The following is a 17425-nucleotide window of genomic DNA, read 5'->3' as shown; positions in this document are numbered from 1 at the left end:
TACTGACTCCTCTAAAGCAAGGAAAATTTGAATCGAAGAATAGATTATCTAAGCGCGTATCGGCTGATCTTTAACCAGCCACAAAGAAGATAAATAGTCAGCCAAACTATTCTTTTATCTTCCCATTATTTACCTTTTTCTAGCTAAACTTACCAACTAGACTAAAAAATAAATATGAGGAAATTATGAGGTATTTTATTTGGTGAAAAATAAAAAATAAATCGCATTCTCACGAGTAGCATCTCTGGAAAATACATACTAGCAACTAGCGAATAGGGCTAGGGGCTAAAGCTTGGTGCATAACTCATCATATAATTGCCTAGCTCTCATTGATAGCGCGAGTGAAGAACCTCGACGGAATTTTTACCAAAATTCTCTACAATTCAAAGACCTTGTTCTCTGTTCTCTATTTTACTGTTAAGCTAAAACACATTTAATTTGCAGATTAATTATTTCAATTTCCGGCGTTGCATATTTGCAGGACGAATTCAGACTTGTAGCCCTAAAATTGCCACCCCAGAGTGTTTGCAACCAATTCTGATAAACGCAAAGGATCAAACGGTTTAGAAATCACTCCTGCAATTGACAATTGGGAAAATTCCTTTAAATCTACTGTTTGTACTTTAGCTGTTAGTAAAATTACGGGTATATTATTAGTGGTTAAATTTTCTTGTAGCCTTTGAAAAAGCAACATTCCATTGATATCTGGCATCATAACATCTAACAAAATTGCATCTGGATGTTCACTTTTAGCTACAGCTAGACCTTCAGTACCAGATTGTGCCACTAGGACTTGCCAACGTCCAATATTTTCTAAACAAGCTTTAATCACTGTACAGAGATTTTTTTCATCATCAATGACTAAAATGCGTTTTTTTGACATAGCATCACCCTGGCTACTGGTAATATTTATGTAACAATTTTTTGCTCAGATGTGTCCGTTCTAGCCGATTCAAAATCCGAGCAATTAATTCAGGTTCTACAATTGGTTTTCTGATGTAGTCGTCGGCTCCAACTAAATAAACTTGATAAAGTATTTCCGGTTCAAAATGGGCAGAGAGAAACAAAATTGGTAAGCGATGCCAAAAATGATCGTTCCGGATTATTTGGCATAATTCTATACCATTAAAATCTGGCATCTCAATGTCTAAAATTAAAAGATCGGGTTTAGTGGATTCTAATACTTCCCAAAATCTTTGGGACTCTTGTAATGGTGTAACTTGTAATCCCCAAGGTGAGAGCAAAGTAGTCACCTTTTTGAGTATGAGCGGATCGTCATCTACAACTAAAACTTTTGCATCTGTAGCAGTTTGTTGATTAAGCACTATATTAATAGCGCTTAAAACCTCCACAGCAGACATGGTTTTATTTAAAAAGCTTTGTGCGCCTAAACGAGCAGCTTCTATCCTGTTTTGTAATTGATTATTAGTAGTCAAGACTAAAACAGGAATCTCTGGATGCGTCTGGCTTAGTTCCGCGAGAAAAGTTAAACCATTCTCTTCTTTAGCAGGAAATGACAAATCCAGTAAGATAACTTCGACTGAATTTAAGGAAAGTATGGTTCTCGCTGTTTTGATATCTACTGCTAAATCTACATTAAAACCCCAGGATATAGCTTCTAGTTTAATACGTTCCGTCAGCGTCGTATCGTCATCCACAATCAGCAGGTGTGCTGATGATGTAATTTGAGCATTAGCAGGGTTCACTGGTGAAGATGGCTGTTGCTGCAATGTTTGTTTGAGTAATTTCAGTAACTCTACCAACTGCAAAGCTATTCTCTGGTAGGGAACAGTATATCGTTCTAGCAGCTGTTCTATTTCACGCGCTATTTTGGAACCTTCTAGAAAACCGTAACATCCTAAAGAACCAGCTAAACGGTGAGCTTCTGCCTGCGCTTGTTTTAATATCCGCTTATCTGGAGTTACACTTGATAATTGGGCGATCGCTTGTTCTAATAAGTCAAACTTTTCGCTAAAACTTTTGAGAAACTCTTCCCGCATATTTGCCACTACAGCCATGACTTTGGCTTCGGCTTGCTCTTTCTCTGACAAATTCTTACTGGGAAGATTTGGCTTTTGCGGCAGATTTTCCGGTTCTTTCAGCCGATAACCTAAACCATATACTGTTTCTATGAAATCTGCAGTCATTCCTGCTGCTTTTAGCTTCTGGCGCAAACCCTTAATTTGGGTTGTCACCGCTTCTTCTCCAGGAAACTCATCAGCAGACCAAATTCTATCTAATAAAACACTTCTACTAAATATGCGGCGCGGATTTTGCAAAAAAAGTTCTAACAGACCATACTCTTTAGGGGTAAGGTGTAGACGCTTGCCAGCATAGGTGACTTCTTTGATGTTAATATCAAGCTCTAAACTCTCCCAGACTAGCACCTTAGCAATAATTGTCTTGCCTCGTCGCATTAAAGCTCGAATTCTAGCGATTAGCTCTGATAGCTCAAACGGTTTGTTAATATAATCATCTGCACCCGCCTCTAAACCCATGACGCGCATACTAATATCGTCCTTAGCAGTCAGCATCAGAATGGGTACTTCAGATCCTTCCAAGCGGAGTTGGCGACAAAGACTAATCCCGTCCAATTTTGGTAGCATCACATCCAAAATCAGCAAGTCATAATCAAATGCCTTCGCTAACTCTAACCCAGTTTCACCATCGTTAGTGGTCTCTATTTGGTAATTGAGAGTCGAAAGAGCTTTCGCTAAGACTAAATTTGTCTGCTTGTCATCTTCTATTAAAAGAATTTTCACACAATTTTTTCCCCACCTTATCCATAACTCAGGTATTCACTTTTGCTGTTCAATGCCTTAGTTTCCTACTCGGCATTGCAAAAAAATCTCTGAGGATGGTCTGCTAAGGATATTATTCCCAATGCCACAGTAGTTTTTATGATTTTTTATGATTTATTATCACAAAATTATCAACAGTGGGAACACAAAAATTGATTCGTTTTCTGTAATGGTGCGGATGGAGACTGGATTGAAAATAGGGACTAGTACGGAGGCTTTGGCAGTCAAAAGTTGCAGAGAAACGATTAATCGCGTTTGTACAAAAGTCCAAAAATTTAGTATTCTCAGCTTTTACACTTGTGATCAGATAATTCCCAATAATTAATAATTAACAGGAGATAAAAACATTTAATACTCATTTAAAACAAAACTGGACTCCATACAAAAATATACATACCAATAACAAAAACCTCAACTATATTCTAGAAAAGGTAAATTTAGTTGCTTTACAGACAACTTGCTATATGGTCTTGTAAATTTCCTGTCCTGGGTTTCCAGTAAGTAAAAAATTAAAAATTAAAAATCAAAAAAAATTCTGATTTTTAATTTTTAATTGCTTTCGCATCAAGATTAATTTGTAGTTTGTGCAGCTAGCATCTGCTTCAGCTTTTCTAATTCAGAAGCCCAACGGGGATCTGGACGAATAGCATCTGAGTCAGATGTTGTAGTCGTTTCGCGTCCGCCACTAGCAGCACCACCACGTCGAGACTTCTTAGAAGATTTGTCGCGACGGTTACCTTCTTTTTGGGTAACAGGAACAGGATTACTGCTACCAGCACTTTGTGGAGCTTTGGGTGCTTGCTCGTCACCTTCATCGCCCTTAGTGCGTGGTAATGCCTTCTCTAACTTGATGGCAGTGTCTTTGAACAATTGACCATTATACTTTTCAATAATTTGATCTGCTTGTTCATCATTATTCACTGTGAGAAAGCCGAAGCCACGGCATTTGCCTGTTTTTCGGTCTTTAATTAATTTTGTGGTGACAGCATCACCTTCAGCCGCAAAAACTGCTTGTAGTTCTTGACGATCTATTTCTTCTTTTGGCAAATTGCCTATATATAGGCGAACAGACATGAACTATACCTCCAGAGTTGAATGAACAAGGCAAAATGAGAAAACAATCACTTGGCTTTGGCTTTCAAATATATGCTATTTCCCAAGACTGCCATAAACCAATTTTTTTACTCAAAACTGTCAACCTATACAATACAATTTTTCGTCGGGGTCAAGCTTGTTTAATGCCAAAGAGCAAACGAAGCTCAATTAAATACCACCTTAGTTATAAGAATTGTAAATTTAATAGTTTACTGTCTGCTAAAGTAAACGTTTTCTTGTGCCCCTGTTCGCAGAATTAAACACCATCCCTTACATTATCACGGTATTTTCTACGTAGCTAGTTCAGCGCACACATTTCTGGCATATTCGTGTAATCGAATCGTAACATAAAATACAATTTTTTCTCAACAGGTAAATATTAGGAAACAAAAACCAGCCGATGGCTGGTTGATTTACTGCTGTGTTGGGAGAATAACAAAGATAGATTGGCGCAAGCGTTGGTGATGAATAACTAAGCTGGAGTGCCGAGTTATGTGGATTAGAAATGTTTATGTAAATAAATGTAACACCTGCTGGTGAGAATTGCAAATTTTTGTAACATTTTTGGGCATGGGACATGGGGCATTTGTCCCCTCTGCTTCCCCGTCTCTGGCTCCTAGCCTCTAAGGAAAATAAAAGCGCCCCATGCTTGGGCGGCTACTGCGATGACTGTAGACCAAATGGGATGAGCGCTATTAACGGTTTGACCGTTTTGGGTTTGCATAGTTTGGATATCAATCCAGGGGGTTGCGCCGCGCCGGAACCAGCCTGTAACTGTAATTTGTCTACCAATGAAGTCTTGAGGATTTATGGATTGTCCCAGCCAGGGGATGTGGTGCAATTTCACTAACCCGGTGTTGGTTTGCAAAATTAAGTCTTGTGCAAGAGAATTGCTGATTCCTGGACGGCCTAAGAGCTTACCTGCAAGGCACACATTGATACTATCGATGGGGATAGCTGAGGGGTTAGCTAACAGGCTGGGTAGACGATCATCAGTTTGTAAAGCTTGAGGTTGGATATCCGGGAAGAAAGAATTCATGCGGATCACCATACCGATGCTAAAGCCAATCAATAAGCAACCTGAGACAAAAGACCAATCTTCATAGATCCATTTGAGGTTTAAAATTTTGAGTGCAAATGCTATCTGCCAAACTAACCAGATTAAGCCTGCAAACAAAAAACCGAAGGGAATACCCAACCAAGGAGCAATTTGTAAGAAGAAAGGATGCTTTTTCGGTCTGAGGGATTGCTCGTTGATCAGATGTAGTTCTGGTTCTAAATGCCAGTGACGGGCAATTTTACTCAGGCGTTGAATGCGATCGCCTATTAAAGGATGACTATTATTAATAGTGAACCAGTGACGATGGGGATTAAAATTATCCCACATCAATAATGATGTAAAAGGAACTTGACCAGCTAGACTACCTAAAGAAATACTTTGCTGATAACTCACAGGTGCTACCAGATTCAAGCTTTCTAACTGCCAACTAGTTTGTTCTTTTTGGGAAATATCACCAGCTACACCAATGGCAATTTTCAATAAGGCGCGGGTTAAAGCATTGGGATTACCAGTAATTTCCGAGGCGGCGCGATCGCTATAATAAAGCCGCAACTTCGACAACCATAAAGCTATCCCAGTCAGTAAGCACCAAACGCCATAGGTAAGACTAGCTAAGACTCTAGCAGGCCAGCGCCCAAATGCCGATGAGATGCTGTTGCCCCACTCCGATATACTCTGATATATTCTGTGAACAATCACGCTCACCAACAATATCAGAGACATCACCATAAAATCTTTGTGAATGATATGCCCTAACTGCGTGGCGTAAATAACGGCGATTTCATCATCAGCTAGTTGATCTAATAGCCCTTGACTGATCACTATCCGGGCATTGCGAGCTAAATTACCATAGGTGAGAGCAATAGGGGCAGCCATTGGCAAAATTCGCAGTTTAGGAAATGGCCAGCCTTTCTGTTGACAAGAACGTTGTAATACCCGAATTGCTTCCCGACTGCGATTATTTAATTGCTCTTTGGGTAATTCTTGCTGTCCATAAAAATTTGTGAGTAACCGATCTAGCAACCAAGGTGATAAAGCCAGTGCAATTACTAATACCGCCATGACAACTACTGTTGGATCGCGATATAACAATTGCCAAGGCTCTAAATAAGGTAGTTTAACTAAAATCTGATTTATTAAACCCATTACCAGCTTCAGCATTTCTCGCATCACCCAAAATAGAGCGAAAAATGTGCCAGTAGCCAGTAATTTTAAAGGAATTAAATTTAGCTTATGTAGGGGTTGCCAAACTTTTGCCCGGCCTGCGTGTCGCCAATAGATAGTGAATAATTTAGGTTGTGGGCGATGGAGAGAACCAATATAATTGCCTCCCATCATGGTGTCTACATTGGTATTTTTAATACTACTGGCTGGTAAAGTTGATGTAGTGCCCGCATTATTCGTGGCTTTCACCCCTGAATTTTTGGTCTGCTGTGGTGATGCAGTATTTACAGGCGCAGCATCTGGTTTATGAGCATTATCAAAAGCAACAAATCCAGTTGCAGAATTTTTGGATGAAGTCTTTTTACGTTGTTGGTGCTTTTTTAAATGTTCAAGAGCGCGTTCTGCCCACTCTTGAACCTGCGGATTTGGACTCACAATCAGATTGTTACACACAGCGATCGCTTTGGGGACTTGGCCACTACGTGCATAAGCCATAACCAAGCCCACCTGCGCCTGTAAGCCAGTTTTGCCATCTTTCTGGCTATTGGCCACAGGTTCCAGGTGAGCGATCGCTGTGGGATAATTTCCCTGTTTTAGAGCAACTAAACCAGCCTCCAAAGACGATTCGGCATGTGAAGGCATAGAATTTCTGGCACTCCCATCTGTTCTAACTGATCCACGTTTATGCTCAAGCGCATAATGTTTAGATTCCCCAGCTAATAGCTTGCGTCCGGAATTATCCCTCCACTGATTGCTGAGTAGAATACACCGGAGCGATCGCGCTTAATTTTAACTTGGGATGATCTCCCTGTAACTGTTGGCAATTCCATTCATTACGGAACAGCAATACTGGCCGTCCCATGTTGTCTTTGACTGTGGTGGTATTGAATATTCGTCCCACCTCATTCAATGCTTCCCAACCGCCTTCAACCCAACGGGCGACGCTATAGGGTAGCAAGTCTAATATGGTTTCTACACCATACTCGTTTTGTAAGCGGAACTGCACTACCTCGAACTGCAACTGACCCACCGCCGCTAAAATTGGATCGCGTTTGGCTTCGTCAGTGGAGTACATAATTTGTACTGCACCTTCTTCCCGTAATTCCGAAATCCCTTTTTGAAATTGCTTAAACTTGGAAGGGTTGGGGTTCCTTAAAGTCGCAAACAATTCTGGTGAAAAATATGGAATTCCTTCATATTCAAGCTTTTGCCCAGTGTAAATAGTGTCACCGATCGCAAAAACCCCAGGATTATTTAAACCGATGACATCGCCTGGATAAGCAACATCAATTGATTCTCTCTCTTGGGCGAAAAGTTTTTGTGGGCGAGACAGACGGACGATTTTGCCTGTGCGGGCGTGAGTGACCGTCATATCTTTTTCAAACTTACCCGTGCAGACGCGGATAAATGCCACGCGATCGCGGTGCTTCGGGTCCATGTTAGCCTGGAGTTTAAAGACAAAGCCAGAAAACTCTGGGTATGTAGGGGGAACTTCACCAACGCTACTATTGTGAGTTCCTGGTTTCAAGGCATAATCCAAGAAGTGCTTCAAGAACAGCTCCACCCCGAAGTTGGTCATGGCACTACCGAAGAATACTGGTGTCATTTTTCCTTGATGCACCAAATCTAAATCTAGTTCCGGCCCGACTCCTTCTAAGAGTTCTAAATCGTTTTTCAGTTGGTAATAGAGATCCTGCTCTAGCAGTTCCTCAATTTTGGCATCGCCCAAATCGACTATCGTGTCTTTCGCTTCTCTACTACCGTGGGCACTACGTTCAAATAAGTGAATTTGTTGATTTTGACGGTCAAATACACCTTTAAAGCGATCGCCCATGCCAATCGGCCAGTTGACTGCATAGGTTTGCAATCCCAGTTCTTGTTCGATTTCGTCTAATAATTCCAGGGGTTCGCGCCCAGGACGGTCGAGTTTATTTACAAAGGTAAAGATGGGGATACCGCGCAACTTACAAACTTCAAATAATTTGCGAGTTTGGGGTTCCAAACCTTTTGCCACATCAATCAGCATCACTGCATTATCGGCAGCAGCTAAAGTCCGGTACGTATCTTCACTGAAATCTTGGTGTCCAGGGGTATCTAATAAGTTGATATAACAGCTACGATATTCAAACTGCAATACTGTAGATGTGATAGAAATACCCCGTTGCTGTTCCATCGCCATCCAGTCTGAGGTGGCTTTACGCTGCGCCCGCCGGGCTTTGACTGCCCCTGCTTCGTGAATCGCACCTCCGTATAACAGAAGTTTTTCAGTCAGTGTAGTTTTACCTGCGTCCGGGTGTGAAATAATCGCAAAGTTGCGGCGAAGTTCAACAGCCTGATGCAGATCTGAGTTGAGTTCAGTTGACATAAGTGTAATTGTTTGCTCTTTAGTTAACTTAACTTAATTTTTTTTCAAGATTGGTGAGTCTTTTCATCTTAGAACAACGATGCACGCGATCAAGTCGTAAATCGCGAACTACCTGCGATCGGGTAAAGAGAATTTGGAAGTAACAGCAATAGAGGTGAAGGGTGATTTTTTGCATATCAAACACACATCCTCGATAAAAATCACCAACGATCAACTATGTATCTAGGGAAGGATGCATTTTTTGTGTCATTTATGTTTTTTGATTTGTGCCTGATATTTCTAAAACTCAAAGGGTAAAAGCGTCAATTTGTACACAACTAATTAATAAAAATTTTTATTTTTTCAATCGCAGTCTGCAAATAGTATTCACAAAAAATGCCAAAGAATCTATTAATTTCTTCTTTAATGTATGGCTTTATGGAAGAATAGATTGCAGTACTACTTTAAGTAAGCTTGAGATTGTTCCCCTCAGAGGTAAAGGGTATCTACTAAACTGGGGCTAATTATAGTTTTGGGCAATAGCGCTGGTATTTAGCAACCCAGATTCACCATACCATTAGGCATTCAGTTGCAGAGGTTGTTTCGCGCTAATTATGGTACTTGGTAATTCCGCAGCAGTCATTAGGTAATTGATAATATTTATAGTTGAGAAACATTAGTTTCTGCACTACTCATTACCAAATTGCTGCAATTAATTTTGGGGGATTTTTTATCAGGTTTTTTTTGCAGTGCGTCTAAGTGATGTCTATCACGCTGTACAATACGAAATTGCCCCACAGCTTCATCAACAGTAGGGCAAAGGACAGTTAAGCACTGCTGGTAGTCTGTCCTAACTAAGTAAGGTTTTTCCTTGCTTTTGTGACGCTTTCTATTGTGTCCATTTGCGTTGTAATTCTTCATAAAACTTTATGTTTCCAACTCACCGCCCCCGCCGTCTGCGTACACATCCCCAACTGCGCCGGATGGTACGAGAAACTGTTTTATCAACAAGTGATTTGATTTACCCACTTTTTGCGGTACCAGGTGAGGGAATTGCTAACGAAGTCAAATCCATGCCTGGCGTTTACCAGCTGTCGGTAGACAAAATTGTGGAAGAGGCAAAGGAAGTTTATGACTTAGGAATTCCCGCCATCATTCTATTTGGTATTCCTGCCGATAAAGATGTAGATGCTACTGGCGCTTGGCATGATTGCGGTATTGTACAAAAAGCAGCTACTGCGGTGAAGGAAGCAGTACCAGATTTAATTGTGGTGGCTGATACTTGTCTGTGTGAATATACAAGTCATGGTCATTGCGGTTACTTACAAGTAGGTGATTTAACGGGAAGAGTTTTAAATGACCCAACTTTAGAATTACTGAAAAAAACAGCAGTATCCCAAGCCAAAGCTGGTGCTGATATTATTGCTCCTTCAGGAATGATGGATGGCTTTGTGCAAGCAATTCGTGCGGGTTTAGATGAAGCGGGATTTCAAGATACACCGATTTTGTCTTACGCGGCTAAGTATGCTTCGGCTTATTACGGCCCATTCCGAGATGCGGCTGATTCTACACCGCAATTTGGGGATAGAAGAACTTACCAAATGGATCCTGGTAACTCCCGCGAAGCGATTAAAGAAATTGAACTTGATATCGCAGAAGGCGCTGATATGCTGATGGTGAAGCCAGCCTTAGCATACATGGATATTATTTGGCGCGTTAAGGAAGCTAGTAACCTTCCCGTTGCGGCTTATAATGTTTCCGGTGAATATTCCATGATTAAAGCCGCTGCTCTCAATGGTTGGATTGATGAACAGCGTGTAGTGATGGAAACTTTAACTGGCTTTAAACGTGCTGGTGCTGATTTAATTTTGACTTACCATGCCAAAGATGCGGCGCGCTGGTTAAATTGACACTCCCCGAATTAGAAATTCGGGGATTCTTGCTTCACAGGGATTCCAACGAATTTACCCTCAGCAAGCATCTTGACCGTATGCCCTACGGCTGCAAGTCCTCTTATCAGAGTTACCTGTGCGGCTGCTACATCTCTATCGGTTGTATAGCCGCAATTTGAACAAACATGAGTACGTTGTGATAACTCTTTAGTACCTGTCTCGACACCACAGTTAGGGCAAATTTGGCTAGTTTTACGGCTGTCTACTTTCTGGAAATAGACACCACGCTTAAAACAAGTTTGCTCTAAGATGTTGAAGAATTGAGCAAACCCAGCATCTAAACAATGCTTACCCAACATCCCACGGGATAGTCCAACCAAGTTTAAATCCTCGACAAACACCATTCCGGTATCGTCGCAGATTTGGTGAGATAATTTTCTGTGCCAGTCTTGACGACAGTTAGCAACGTACTCATGTAGTTTCGCCACTTTCTTTTGAGCTTTGTGCCAATTTTTCGAGCCAATACGTTTTTTTGAGACACGCTGTTGCAGTAATTTCAGCTTGCGTTCGGCATCTCCAAAAAACCTTGGAGGCTTGACGGTTAGCCCGTTAGAAGTGGCAATAAAACTTGTTAACCCTACATCAATTCCTACTCCTTCCCCGTGTGGCAGACTTTGAGGTACAGATACATCCCATTGAACGGTTAGCATCACATACCAACCAGAAACACGCTTCACCACACGAGATTGCTTGACTACGCCACTGTCAGGTATTCCCCTTGATTGTCGGAATTTAACCCATCCAATCACAGGCAAATTAACCATCCCTGGTTTAAGTCTTTCACCTTGCATTTGCGGAAAGACAAAAGACCGCATTCGTCCCGATTTTTTGAATCGGGGGAAACCGTGATTTCTCTCCCACATAGCCACAAATGCAACTTCTAGACGCTTTAATGTTTGCTGCAAAACTTGAGACTGTACTTTTTTAAGCTCAGGAAACTCTTTTTTGGCAGCAGTTAACGCTTTGCACTGGCTGGCGTAGGTTGGGCGGGGTGTGTCGGCAGGGATAATATATTCGTGCTTAAGTGAACAAGCGTTGATCTGACAACTACGTGATAAATACCAGTCCTTGCGTTCAGCCAAAGCATAGTTATAGACACGACGATTAATTTCTAGCCAGTCTTCAAATATTTGGCTTTGTGCATGGGTGGGCTTTAACTTAAATTCGTATGTCAGGTTAAACACTTGTTCATCACCTCCTTTAATATTATAAATCGTATTTACGCTTTGTAAGCGAACAGGACAAATAAATTTGTCCTGTTCGCTTATATACCCCGATTAAAAATACGGGGGCTTTACGCATCACAACTCGTAGATATTTATACGAAACTATACGGATATTTAAAATTTCTATCTAAACTTTCTTACGGGATATTACAGAAATCAAGCGTTGCGGCGTTTGCCAGAGGGGTAGGCGATCGCTTATAAAGTATATAGTTAATAAATTGCTAACAATTGATATTTTATGTCAATTGATTTAATAAACAAAATGTAAATTATTCAATAGGAGCATGGGATTATGGATATGCAAGTCCTGAGAGAACGTGCTGGTCTTAGCCGTGCTGAGGTTGCCTTCAGGCTTGCAATCAGTGAAACCAGTGTTCGCAACTGGGAAGCTGGGCGGACTGAACCCACAATGACACCAAAGAAATATTTAGATGCTTTGCGTTTGTTTAAATGCACACCTGAAGAATTGGCAGCAGCTAGTGAAAAGTCCATAAACCAGAGACATAAACGCAAACCAGGAAGACCAAAACGCTTTCCAGACGCAGTGGTAGCTCAAGTCACTGATTCGCTTGCCAGTTTGTAGTACTTAGGGACTGGGGACTGGTGGCTGGGGACTGGGGATTAGGGACTGGGGAGAAGGAAGCAGTCCCAATGAAAAAATTTTCACAAGCCTTGCATGAAAGTCGAGGTGGGGATTTTTACTCAGAAACGCCACTTGCTACAACGGGGGGAACCCCCGCAACGCAGTGGCTCCTCAGAACTCAGCACTCAGCACTTTCAACCTAGGGGAGACAGGGAGATATAATACCTGTCTAAATTTTGATGCCCCATACCCAATGCCCTATGCCTTATGCCAAAATTTCCAAGTAGTGCGATCGCTCACGGTATTTGCCAACGGTGGCGCGATAAGATTCTAAAACAATAATTGTGAATACAAGGTTTAAATGGCAGAAACTCTTTTCTTCAACGCCCTCCGTGAAGCCATTGACGAAGAAATGGCGCGTGATTCTAATGTATTTGTTCTTGGGGAAGATGTCGGACACTATGGTGGTTCCTACAAAGTTACCAAAGACCTTTACAAAAAGTATGGTGATCTAAGAGTTCTTGACACCCCTATCGCCGAAAATAGCTTTACTGGCTTGGCTGTGGGAGCTGCGATGACTGGGTTAAGACCCATCATCGAAGGCATGAATATGGGTTTTTTGCTGCTAGCCTTTAACCAAATCTCTAATAACGCTGGGATGTTACGCTATACTTCCGGCGGGAATTTTAAAATTCCAATGGTAATTCGTGGCCCTGGTGGTGTTGGTAGACAGCTAGGTGCAGAACATTCCCAACGTTTAGAAACTTACTTTCAAGCTGTTCCCGGATTAAAAATTGTTGCGTGTTCTACACCTTATAACGCTAAAGGACTTCTGAAATCAGCAATTCGCGATGATAACCCAGTACTGTTCTTTGAACATGTTCTGCTTTACAACTTAAAAGAAGACCTGCCATCAGAAGAATATTTACTTCCTTTAGATAAAGCCGAAGTTGTGCGTCGTGGTAAAGATGTCACAATTCTTACTTATTCACGGATGCGCCATCATGTATTACAAGCCGTGAAAACTTTAGAAAAAAAAGGTTACGACCCAGAAGTCATTGATTTAATATCACTGAAGCCTTTAGATTTTGATACCATCGGTGCATCTATTCGCAAAACCCATCGCGTGATTGTCGTAGAAGAAGCGATGCGAACAGCAGGTATTGGCGCAGAAGTCATCGCTTCTATTAATGACCGCTTGTTTGATGAATTGGATGCACCTGTACTACGCCTTTCATCTCAAGATATTCCCACACCATACAACGGTAATCTAGAGCGTCTAACCATTGTTCAGCCAGAACAAATTGTAGAAGCCGTAGAAAAAATGGTGGCTATGCGAGTTTAGGTTGGGGATTGGGGGCTGGGGAAAAGGGGAAAGGGGAAAGGTAAAAGGGGAAAGTGAAAAGGGGAAAGGGAACAAACCGCAATTACCCATTACCCATTCCCAATGCCCTATGCCCAATGCCCCATGCCCAATTCCAGTAACAATTCTTACTAATAACCAATAACTCATAACTATTAAAAAGAGCGCTATTATAGCCTTTGTCAGTTGCGAGTGATGGTTATGGTATGCAGAGACAGCGATCGCTATTAGCTTTAATTGTAGTGTTGATTATCGCCGCTTTTGCGGTGATTTTCACAATCCCTATTCCTCTTGGATTAGATTTACGGGGTGGCTCACAGCTTACAATTCAGGTGAAGCCTACAGCAGAAATTAAGCAAATCACCGAAAAAGAATTGGAAGGGGTGAAGAAAGTTGTTGAGGGACGGATTAACGGCCTTGGCGTTTCTGAACCAGTAATTCAAACTGTCGGTGCAGATAAGATTCTAGTACAACTGCCAGGAGTTAACGATCCAGAACAAGCAGAACGAGTTCTTGGTGGTACAGCACAGTTAGAATTTCGCAAACAAAAATCTGGGACAGAACCTCAACTGTTTGCTTATCAAGCATCTAGAGCAGAATTAAAAGCCAAGCAACAGGAATTGAGAACTAGTAAAGATACGGCGGCGATCGCTAAAAATCAAGAAGAGTTACAGAAAAATAATCAAGCGATCGCAGAATTGTTTGAAAGTACAGATCCACCTCTGGGTGGTCAATATCTGGAAAATGCCTATGGCGAACCCACCCAAGGTAACAACTGGAATGTTGCTCTCCGCTTCAAACCAAAAGGTGGCGAACTGTTTGCTGAATTAACCAAAAGCCTTGCTGGAACAGGGCGCGGTATTGGCATTTTTCTCGATAATGAATTGATTAGTTCTCCTAGTGTCGGCCCGGAATTCGCTAATACAGGGATTACTGGTGGTTCTGCGGTCATTACAGGTAGGTTTACTGCTCAACAAGCCAATGACTTAGGCGTACAGCTACGTGGTGGCGCATTACCCGTACCAGTAGAAATTGCCGAGAGAAGGACAGTAGGTGCAACCTTAGGTAAAGATAGTATTCAAAGCAGCATCTATGCTGGGATTGGTGGTTTGGCTTTAGTACTCATATTTATGGTTGTGTACTATCGACTACCAGGGCTAATTGCGGATATTTCATTAGTAATTTACTCTTTGTTGACTTGGGCGTGTTTTGCGTTGCTGGGTGTAACCTTGACCTTGCCGGGAATTGCCGGTTTTATCCTCAGTATTGGGATGGCTGTTGATGCCAACGTACTGATTTTTGAGCGTACCAGAGAAGAACTACGTGCAGGTAAATCATTGTATCGTTCTGTAGAATCTGGTTTTTACCGAGCATTTTCGAGTATTTTAGATAGCAACGTCACAACATGGATTGCTTGTGCTGCTCTGTTTTGGCTAGGTTCTGGGTTAGTAAAAGGCTTTGCCTTGACTCTAGCTTTAGGGGTAGCAGTAAGTATGTTTACTGCAATTACCTGTAGTCGCACATTGTTGTTTTTGGCAATTTCCATTCAATCTTTACGGAAGACAGAACTTTACTGTCCTAACGTACCAGTTGCGAATAAGGTAGAGGTCGCACAATGAAACTGACTGTTAATAAATCGCGATCGCTATGGTGGGCTATTTCCGCTGTCTTTATCCTCAGCGGTATCATCTCAATGGTGATTTCTTGGCAAAATCCTAATATCCATGCACCCCTACGTCCTGGTTTGGATTTCGTTGGTGGTACGCGGTTACAATTTGAACGCGACTGTACAAAACCAAATAACTGCGATAAACCAATTGACATTGGCGTGGTGCGGGATGTCGCTAAAGCACAAGGGCTAGGTGATAGCAGTATCCAAATTGTTGGTGAGAACGGTATCTTAATTCGGACAAAAAACCTTGATGCCGATCAGCGTACCAAATTACGCAATACCTTAAGCGAAAAAGTTGGTGAATTTGATCCGCAAAAAAATCAAATTGACTCTGTTGGGCCGACTTTGGGACAAGAGTTATTTCGCTCTGGGATTCTGGCTTTGGTTGTGTCTTTTGTGGGAATCACCATTTACATGGCCTTCCGCTTCCAATGGGACTATGCCATTTTTGCGATCGTTGCTCTATTCCACGATATTTTAATTACCGTTGGGTCTTTTTCGATATTGGGTTTGCTATTAGGCATTGAAGCAGATAGCTTATTCATCGTCGCCTTGCTGACAATTACAGGTTTCTCTGTGAATGACACAGTCGTAATTTACGATCGCATTCGCGAAACTATCAAAGTTCATCCAGATAGACCAATTGCTGAGATTGTCGATGATGCGGTTAATCAAACTTTAACCAGGTCACTCAATACCACCTTAACTGTATTGTTGACATTACTTGCTATCTTTCTATTTGGCGGAGAAACTTTAAGAAATTTCTCCCTAGCTTTAATTATTGGCTTCACAATGGGAGCTTATTCGAGCATTTTTATTGCTAGTACTCTATTAGCTTGGTGGCGAGAACGTACAGGTCAATCAGTAGCAGTAGCAACTGCTAATGCTACTGATACCTCCGCCAGTTCTTAATAGAGTTAAGCTGGTTTATGTTCATAACTGGGTCGAACAATTTTGGATTTAGATTTGAGATTTGAGATTAATGCATATCACTGAAGATTAAAAATTTAAAATTTAGTGGAACACAGTCAAAATCAGTGTGAGTAATCAAAAATATCAAATTCTAAATTCCAATTTGGTATAACCCAAACCTTGCAGTTTTACAGGATATGGAACACTCGGAACAGCCATCAATGAGTGGCAATCATTTTGATAATTCTGACCCAGTTTTTGGGCAACAAGTCCAAAGACTACATCAGCTGACGGTATACGGAAGGTGGTTATTTGTGGCTTGTTTATGGCTCACGATCGCACCTATTTCCTTGTGGAATTTACAATCAGAAATTGCACTTTGGAGACAATACTTTACCTGGGTAGCAGTGCGATACGGTCTTGTATATCATCCACTGGCTACAATTGGTTTAGCATTTTGTATTGCCACGACAGCTTCGGTTTTAATTTGGCAAAGTCGTAATATCTTAGTAGGCCTCCCAGAACCAGAAAAGCAACGTTTAGAAAAGCAAGTTTTTCGCATCCGTCAGCAGGGAAAAAGTCATCCTTTATGGAAGTGGGTTTGTCAGCCTCAGCGAGAAATTAAACATTAAAAATTCTTGAGCAAGATGAGTAAGCCTCTACCGAAAATTTAAAATTTACTGATTCTAAATTAATTACCATCAGTGTAAGTCTAGGATTGAAATTAATTTGAGTTTACTTTGTTTCTATTCGATAAATTAATAGCGTTCCTAGCTGTATTTTTTCTATCAAACAAAAAATAAAAAATTATATCTATGCCAGAAATTGAAAATTTAGGAGTGAGTGTAGAGGAATATTTAGATGGATTAGCTGCAGGAATTGACATCTTGGATTTGAAGCGCTTAGAAGCCAAGGGAATTACTACTCACTTGGCTTTGGAAGTCATGACTAGCAATCAAAAGATTATCGATGGTATAGCCACACCGGAAGAGATTATCCGAGGAATAATGATTTTGACACCATCTCTCAGGCAACAAATTGAATAGTTCCTTAAAATACGGCATTATTTCGCTATTATCTGCTAGATAAAAACTGTAAGATATCGCACATCAACTAATCAGAAAAAACTCTCATCAAGATTGAACCGAAAATTTCATAATTTGCGGCAATATTATGATTGCAGGTCTTATCTTGTGCTAGTTTGAAGTTTCTACATTAAAATCAAAAAAGCTATTTTTTGCATTGCTGATTCG

The 17425-nt window shown here is 41.2% G+C and carries 14 protein-coding genes; 7 read left to right on the top strand and 7 right to left on the bottom strand.

Translation table 11 applies throughout. The annotated features are described in order from the left end of the window. Positions 1-502: 502 nt before the first annotated feature. The 6 genes from AACU25_RS29095 to AACU25_RS29070 form a co-directional block, all read right to left on the bottom strand. A complete protein-coding gene (locus AACU25_RS29095; RefSeq protein ID WP_096581628.1) occupies positions 503-883 on the bottom strand; it encodes a response regulator in 381 nt (126 codons plus the stop codon). Between the two features lie 13 nt (positions 884-896). After that, positions 897-2762 carry a response regulator gene (locus tag AACU25_RS29090; protein WP_096581626.1) on the bottom strand — a complete coding sequence of 622 codons (1866 nt, stop codon included), beginning with the start codon at positions 2760-2762 and terminating at the stop codon, positions 897-899. Between the two features lie 609 nt (positions 2763-3371). After that, the gene (locus AACU25_RS29085; protein ID WP_096581624.1) at positions 3372-3875 is read right to left on the bottom strand and encodes an RNA recognition motif domain-containing protein; all 504 of its coding nucleotides are present in this window, start codon (positions 3873-3875) and stop codon (positions 3372-3374) included. 637 nt (positions 3876-4512) lie between these two features. Next, complete coding sequence (locus tag AACU25_RS29080; protein WP_096581622.1) at positions 4513-6762, bottom strand: zinc metalloprotease HtpX; 2250 nt, start codon at positions 6760-6762, stop codon at positions 4513-4515. Positions 6763-6856: 94 nt separating this feature from the next. Beyond that, complete coding sequence (prfC, locus tag AACU25_RS29075; protein ID WP_096581620.1) at positions 6857-8485, bottom strand: peptide chain release factor 3; 1629 nt, start codon at positions 8483-8485, stop codon at positions 6857-6859. Positions 8486-9124: 639 nt separating this feature from the next. Further along, positions 9125-9385: a hypothetical protein gene (locus tag AACU25_RS29070; RefSeq protein ID WP_096581618.1), complete on the bottom strand. Its 261-nt coding sequence runs from the start codon at positions 9383-9385 to the stop codon at positions 9125-9127. 8 nt (positions 9386-9393) lie between these two features. Between AACU25_RS29070 and hemB the strand changes: the two genes are divergently transcribed. Next, positions 9394-10374, top strand: a complete 981-nt coding sequence (gene hemB / locus AACU25_RS29065) for a porphobilinogen synthase (RefSeq protein WP_096581616.1) — start codon at positions 9394-9396, stop codon at positions 10372-10374. 11 nt (positions 10375-10385) lie between these two features. Here the strand turns inward: hemB and AACU25_RS29060 are convergent, their stop codons facing one another. Continuing rightward, positions 10386-11600, bottom strand: coding sequence for an RNA-guided endonuclease InsQ/TnpB family protein (locus AACU25_RS29060; protein WP_096581614.1), 1215 nt, complete (start codon positions 11598-11600; stop codon positions 10386-10388). Between the two features lie 334 nt (positions 11601-11934). Between AACU25_RS29060 and AACU25_RS29055 the strand changes: the two genes are divergently transcribed. From AACU25_RS29055 to AACU25_RS29030, 6 genes are all read left to right on the top strand, one after another. Then, positions 11935-12225: a helix-turn-helix domain-containing protein gene (locus AACU25_RS29055; RefSeq protein WP_045868108.1), complete on the top strand. Its 291-nt coding sequence runs from the start codon at positions 11935-11937 to the stop codon at positions 12223-12225. 361 nt (positions 12226-12586) lie between these two features. Beyond that, positions 12587-13570 (top strand): alpha-ketoacid dehydrogenase subunit beta, encoded by a 984-nt coding sequence (locus AACU25_RS29050; protein WP_096581612.1) that lies wholly within the window; start codon positions 12587-12589, stop codon positions 13568-13570. A 224-nt stretch (positions 13571-13794) separates the two neighbouring features. Beyond that, a complete protein-coding gene (gene secD, locus AACU25_RS29045; RefSeq protein ID WP_096581610.1) occupies positions 13795-15207 on the top strand; it encodes a protein translocase subunit SecD in 1413 nt (470 codons plus the stop codon). Then, positions 15204-16172 carry a protein translocase subunit SecF gene (secF, locus tag AACU25_RS29040; RefSeq protein WP_096581608.1) on the top strand — a complete coding sequence of 323 codons (969 nt, stop codon included), beginning with the start codon at positions 15204-15206 and terminating at the stop codon, positions 16170-16172. Before secD ends, secF begins: the two co-directional genes overlap by 4 nt. Before the next feature lie 197 nt (positions 16173-16369). Beyond that, entirely contained in the window at positions 16370-16804 is a 435-nt protein-coding gene (locus AACU25_RS29035) for a hypothetical protein (protein WP_190445797.1), read from the top strand. 183 nt (positions 16805-16987) lie between these two features. Next, positions 16988-17218, top strand: a complete 231-nt coding sequence (locus AACU25_RS29030) for a hypothetical protein (RefSeq protein ID WP_096581604.1) — start codon at positions 16988-16990, stop codon at positions 17216-17218. The last annotated feature ends 207 nt before the right edge of the window (positions 17219-17425 follow it).

It is taken from the genome of Tolypothrix tenuis PCC 7101, assembly GCF_963874875.1.
GTDB classification, from domain to species: Bacteria; Cyanobacteriota; Cyanobacteriia; order Cyanobacteriales; family Nostocaceae; genus Aulosira; species Aulosira tenue.
The sequence above is the reverse complement of the archived record's forward strand: the minus strand, read 5'-3'. Positions and strand labels throughout refer to the sequence as shown.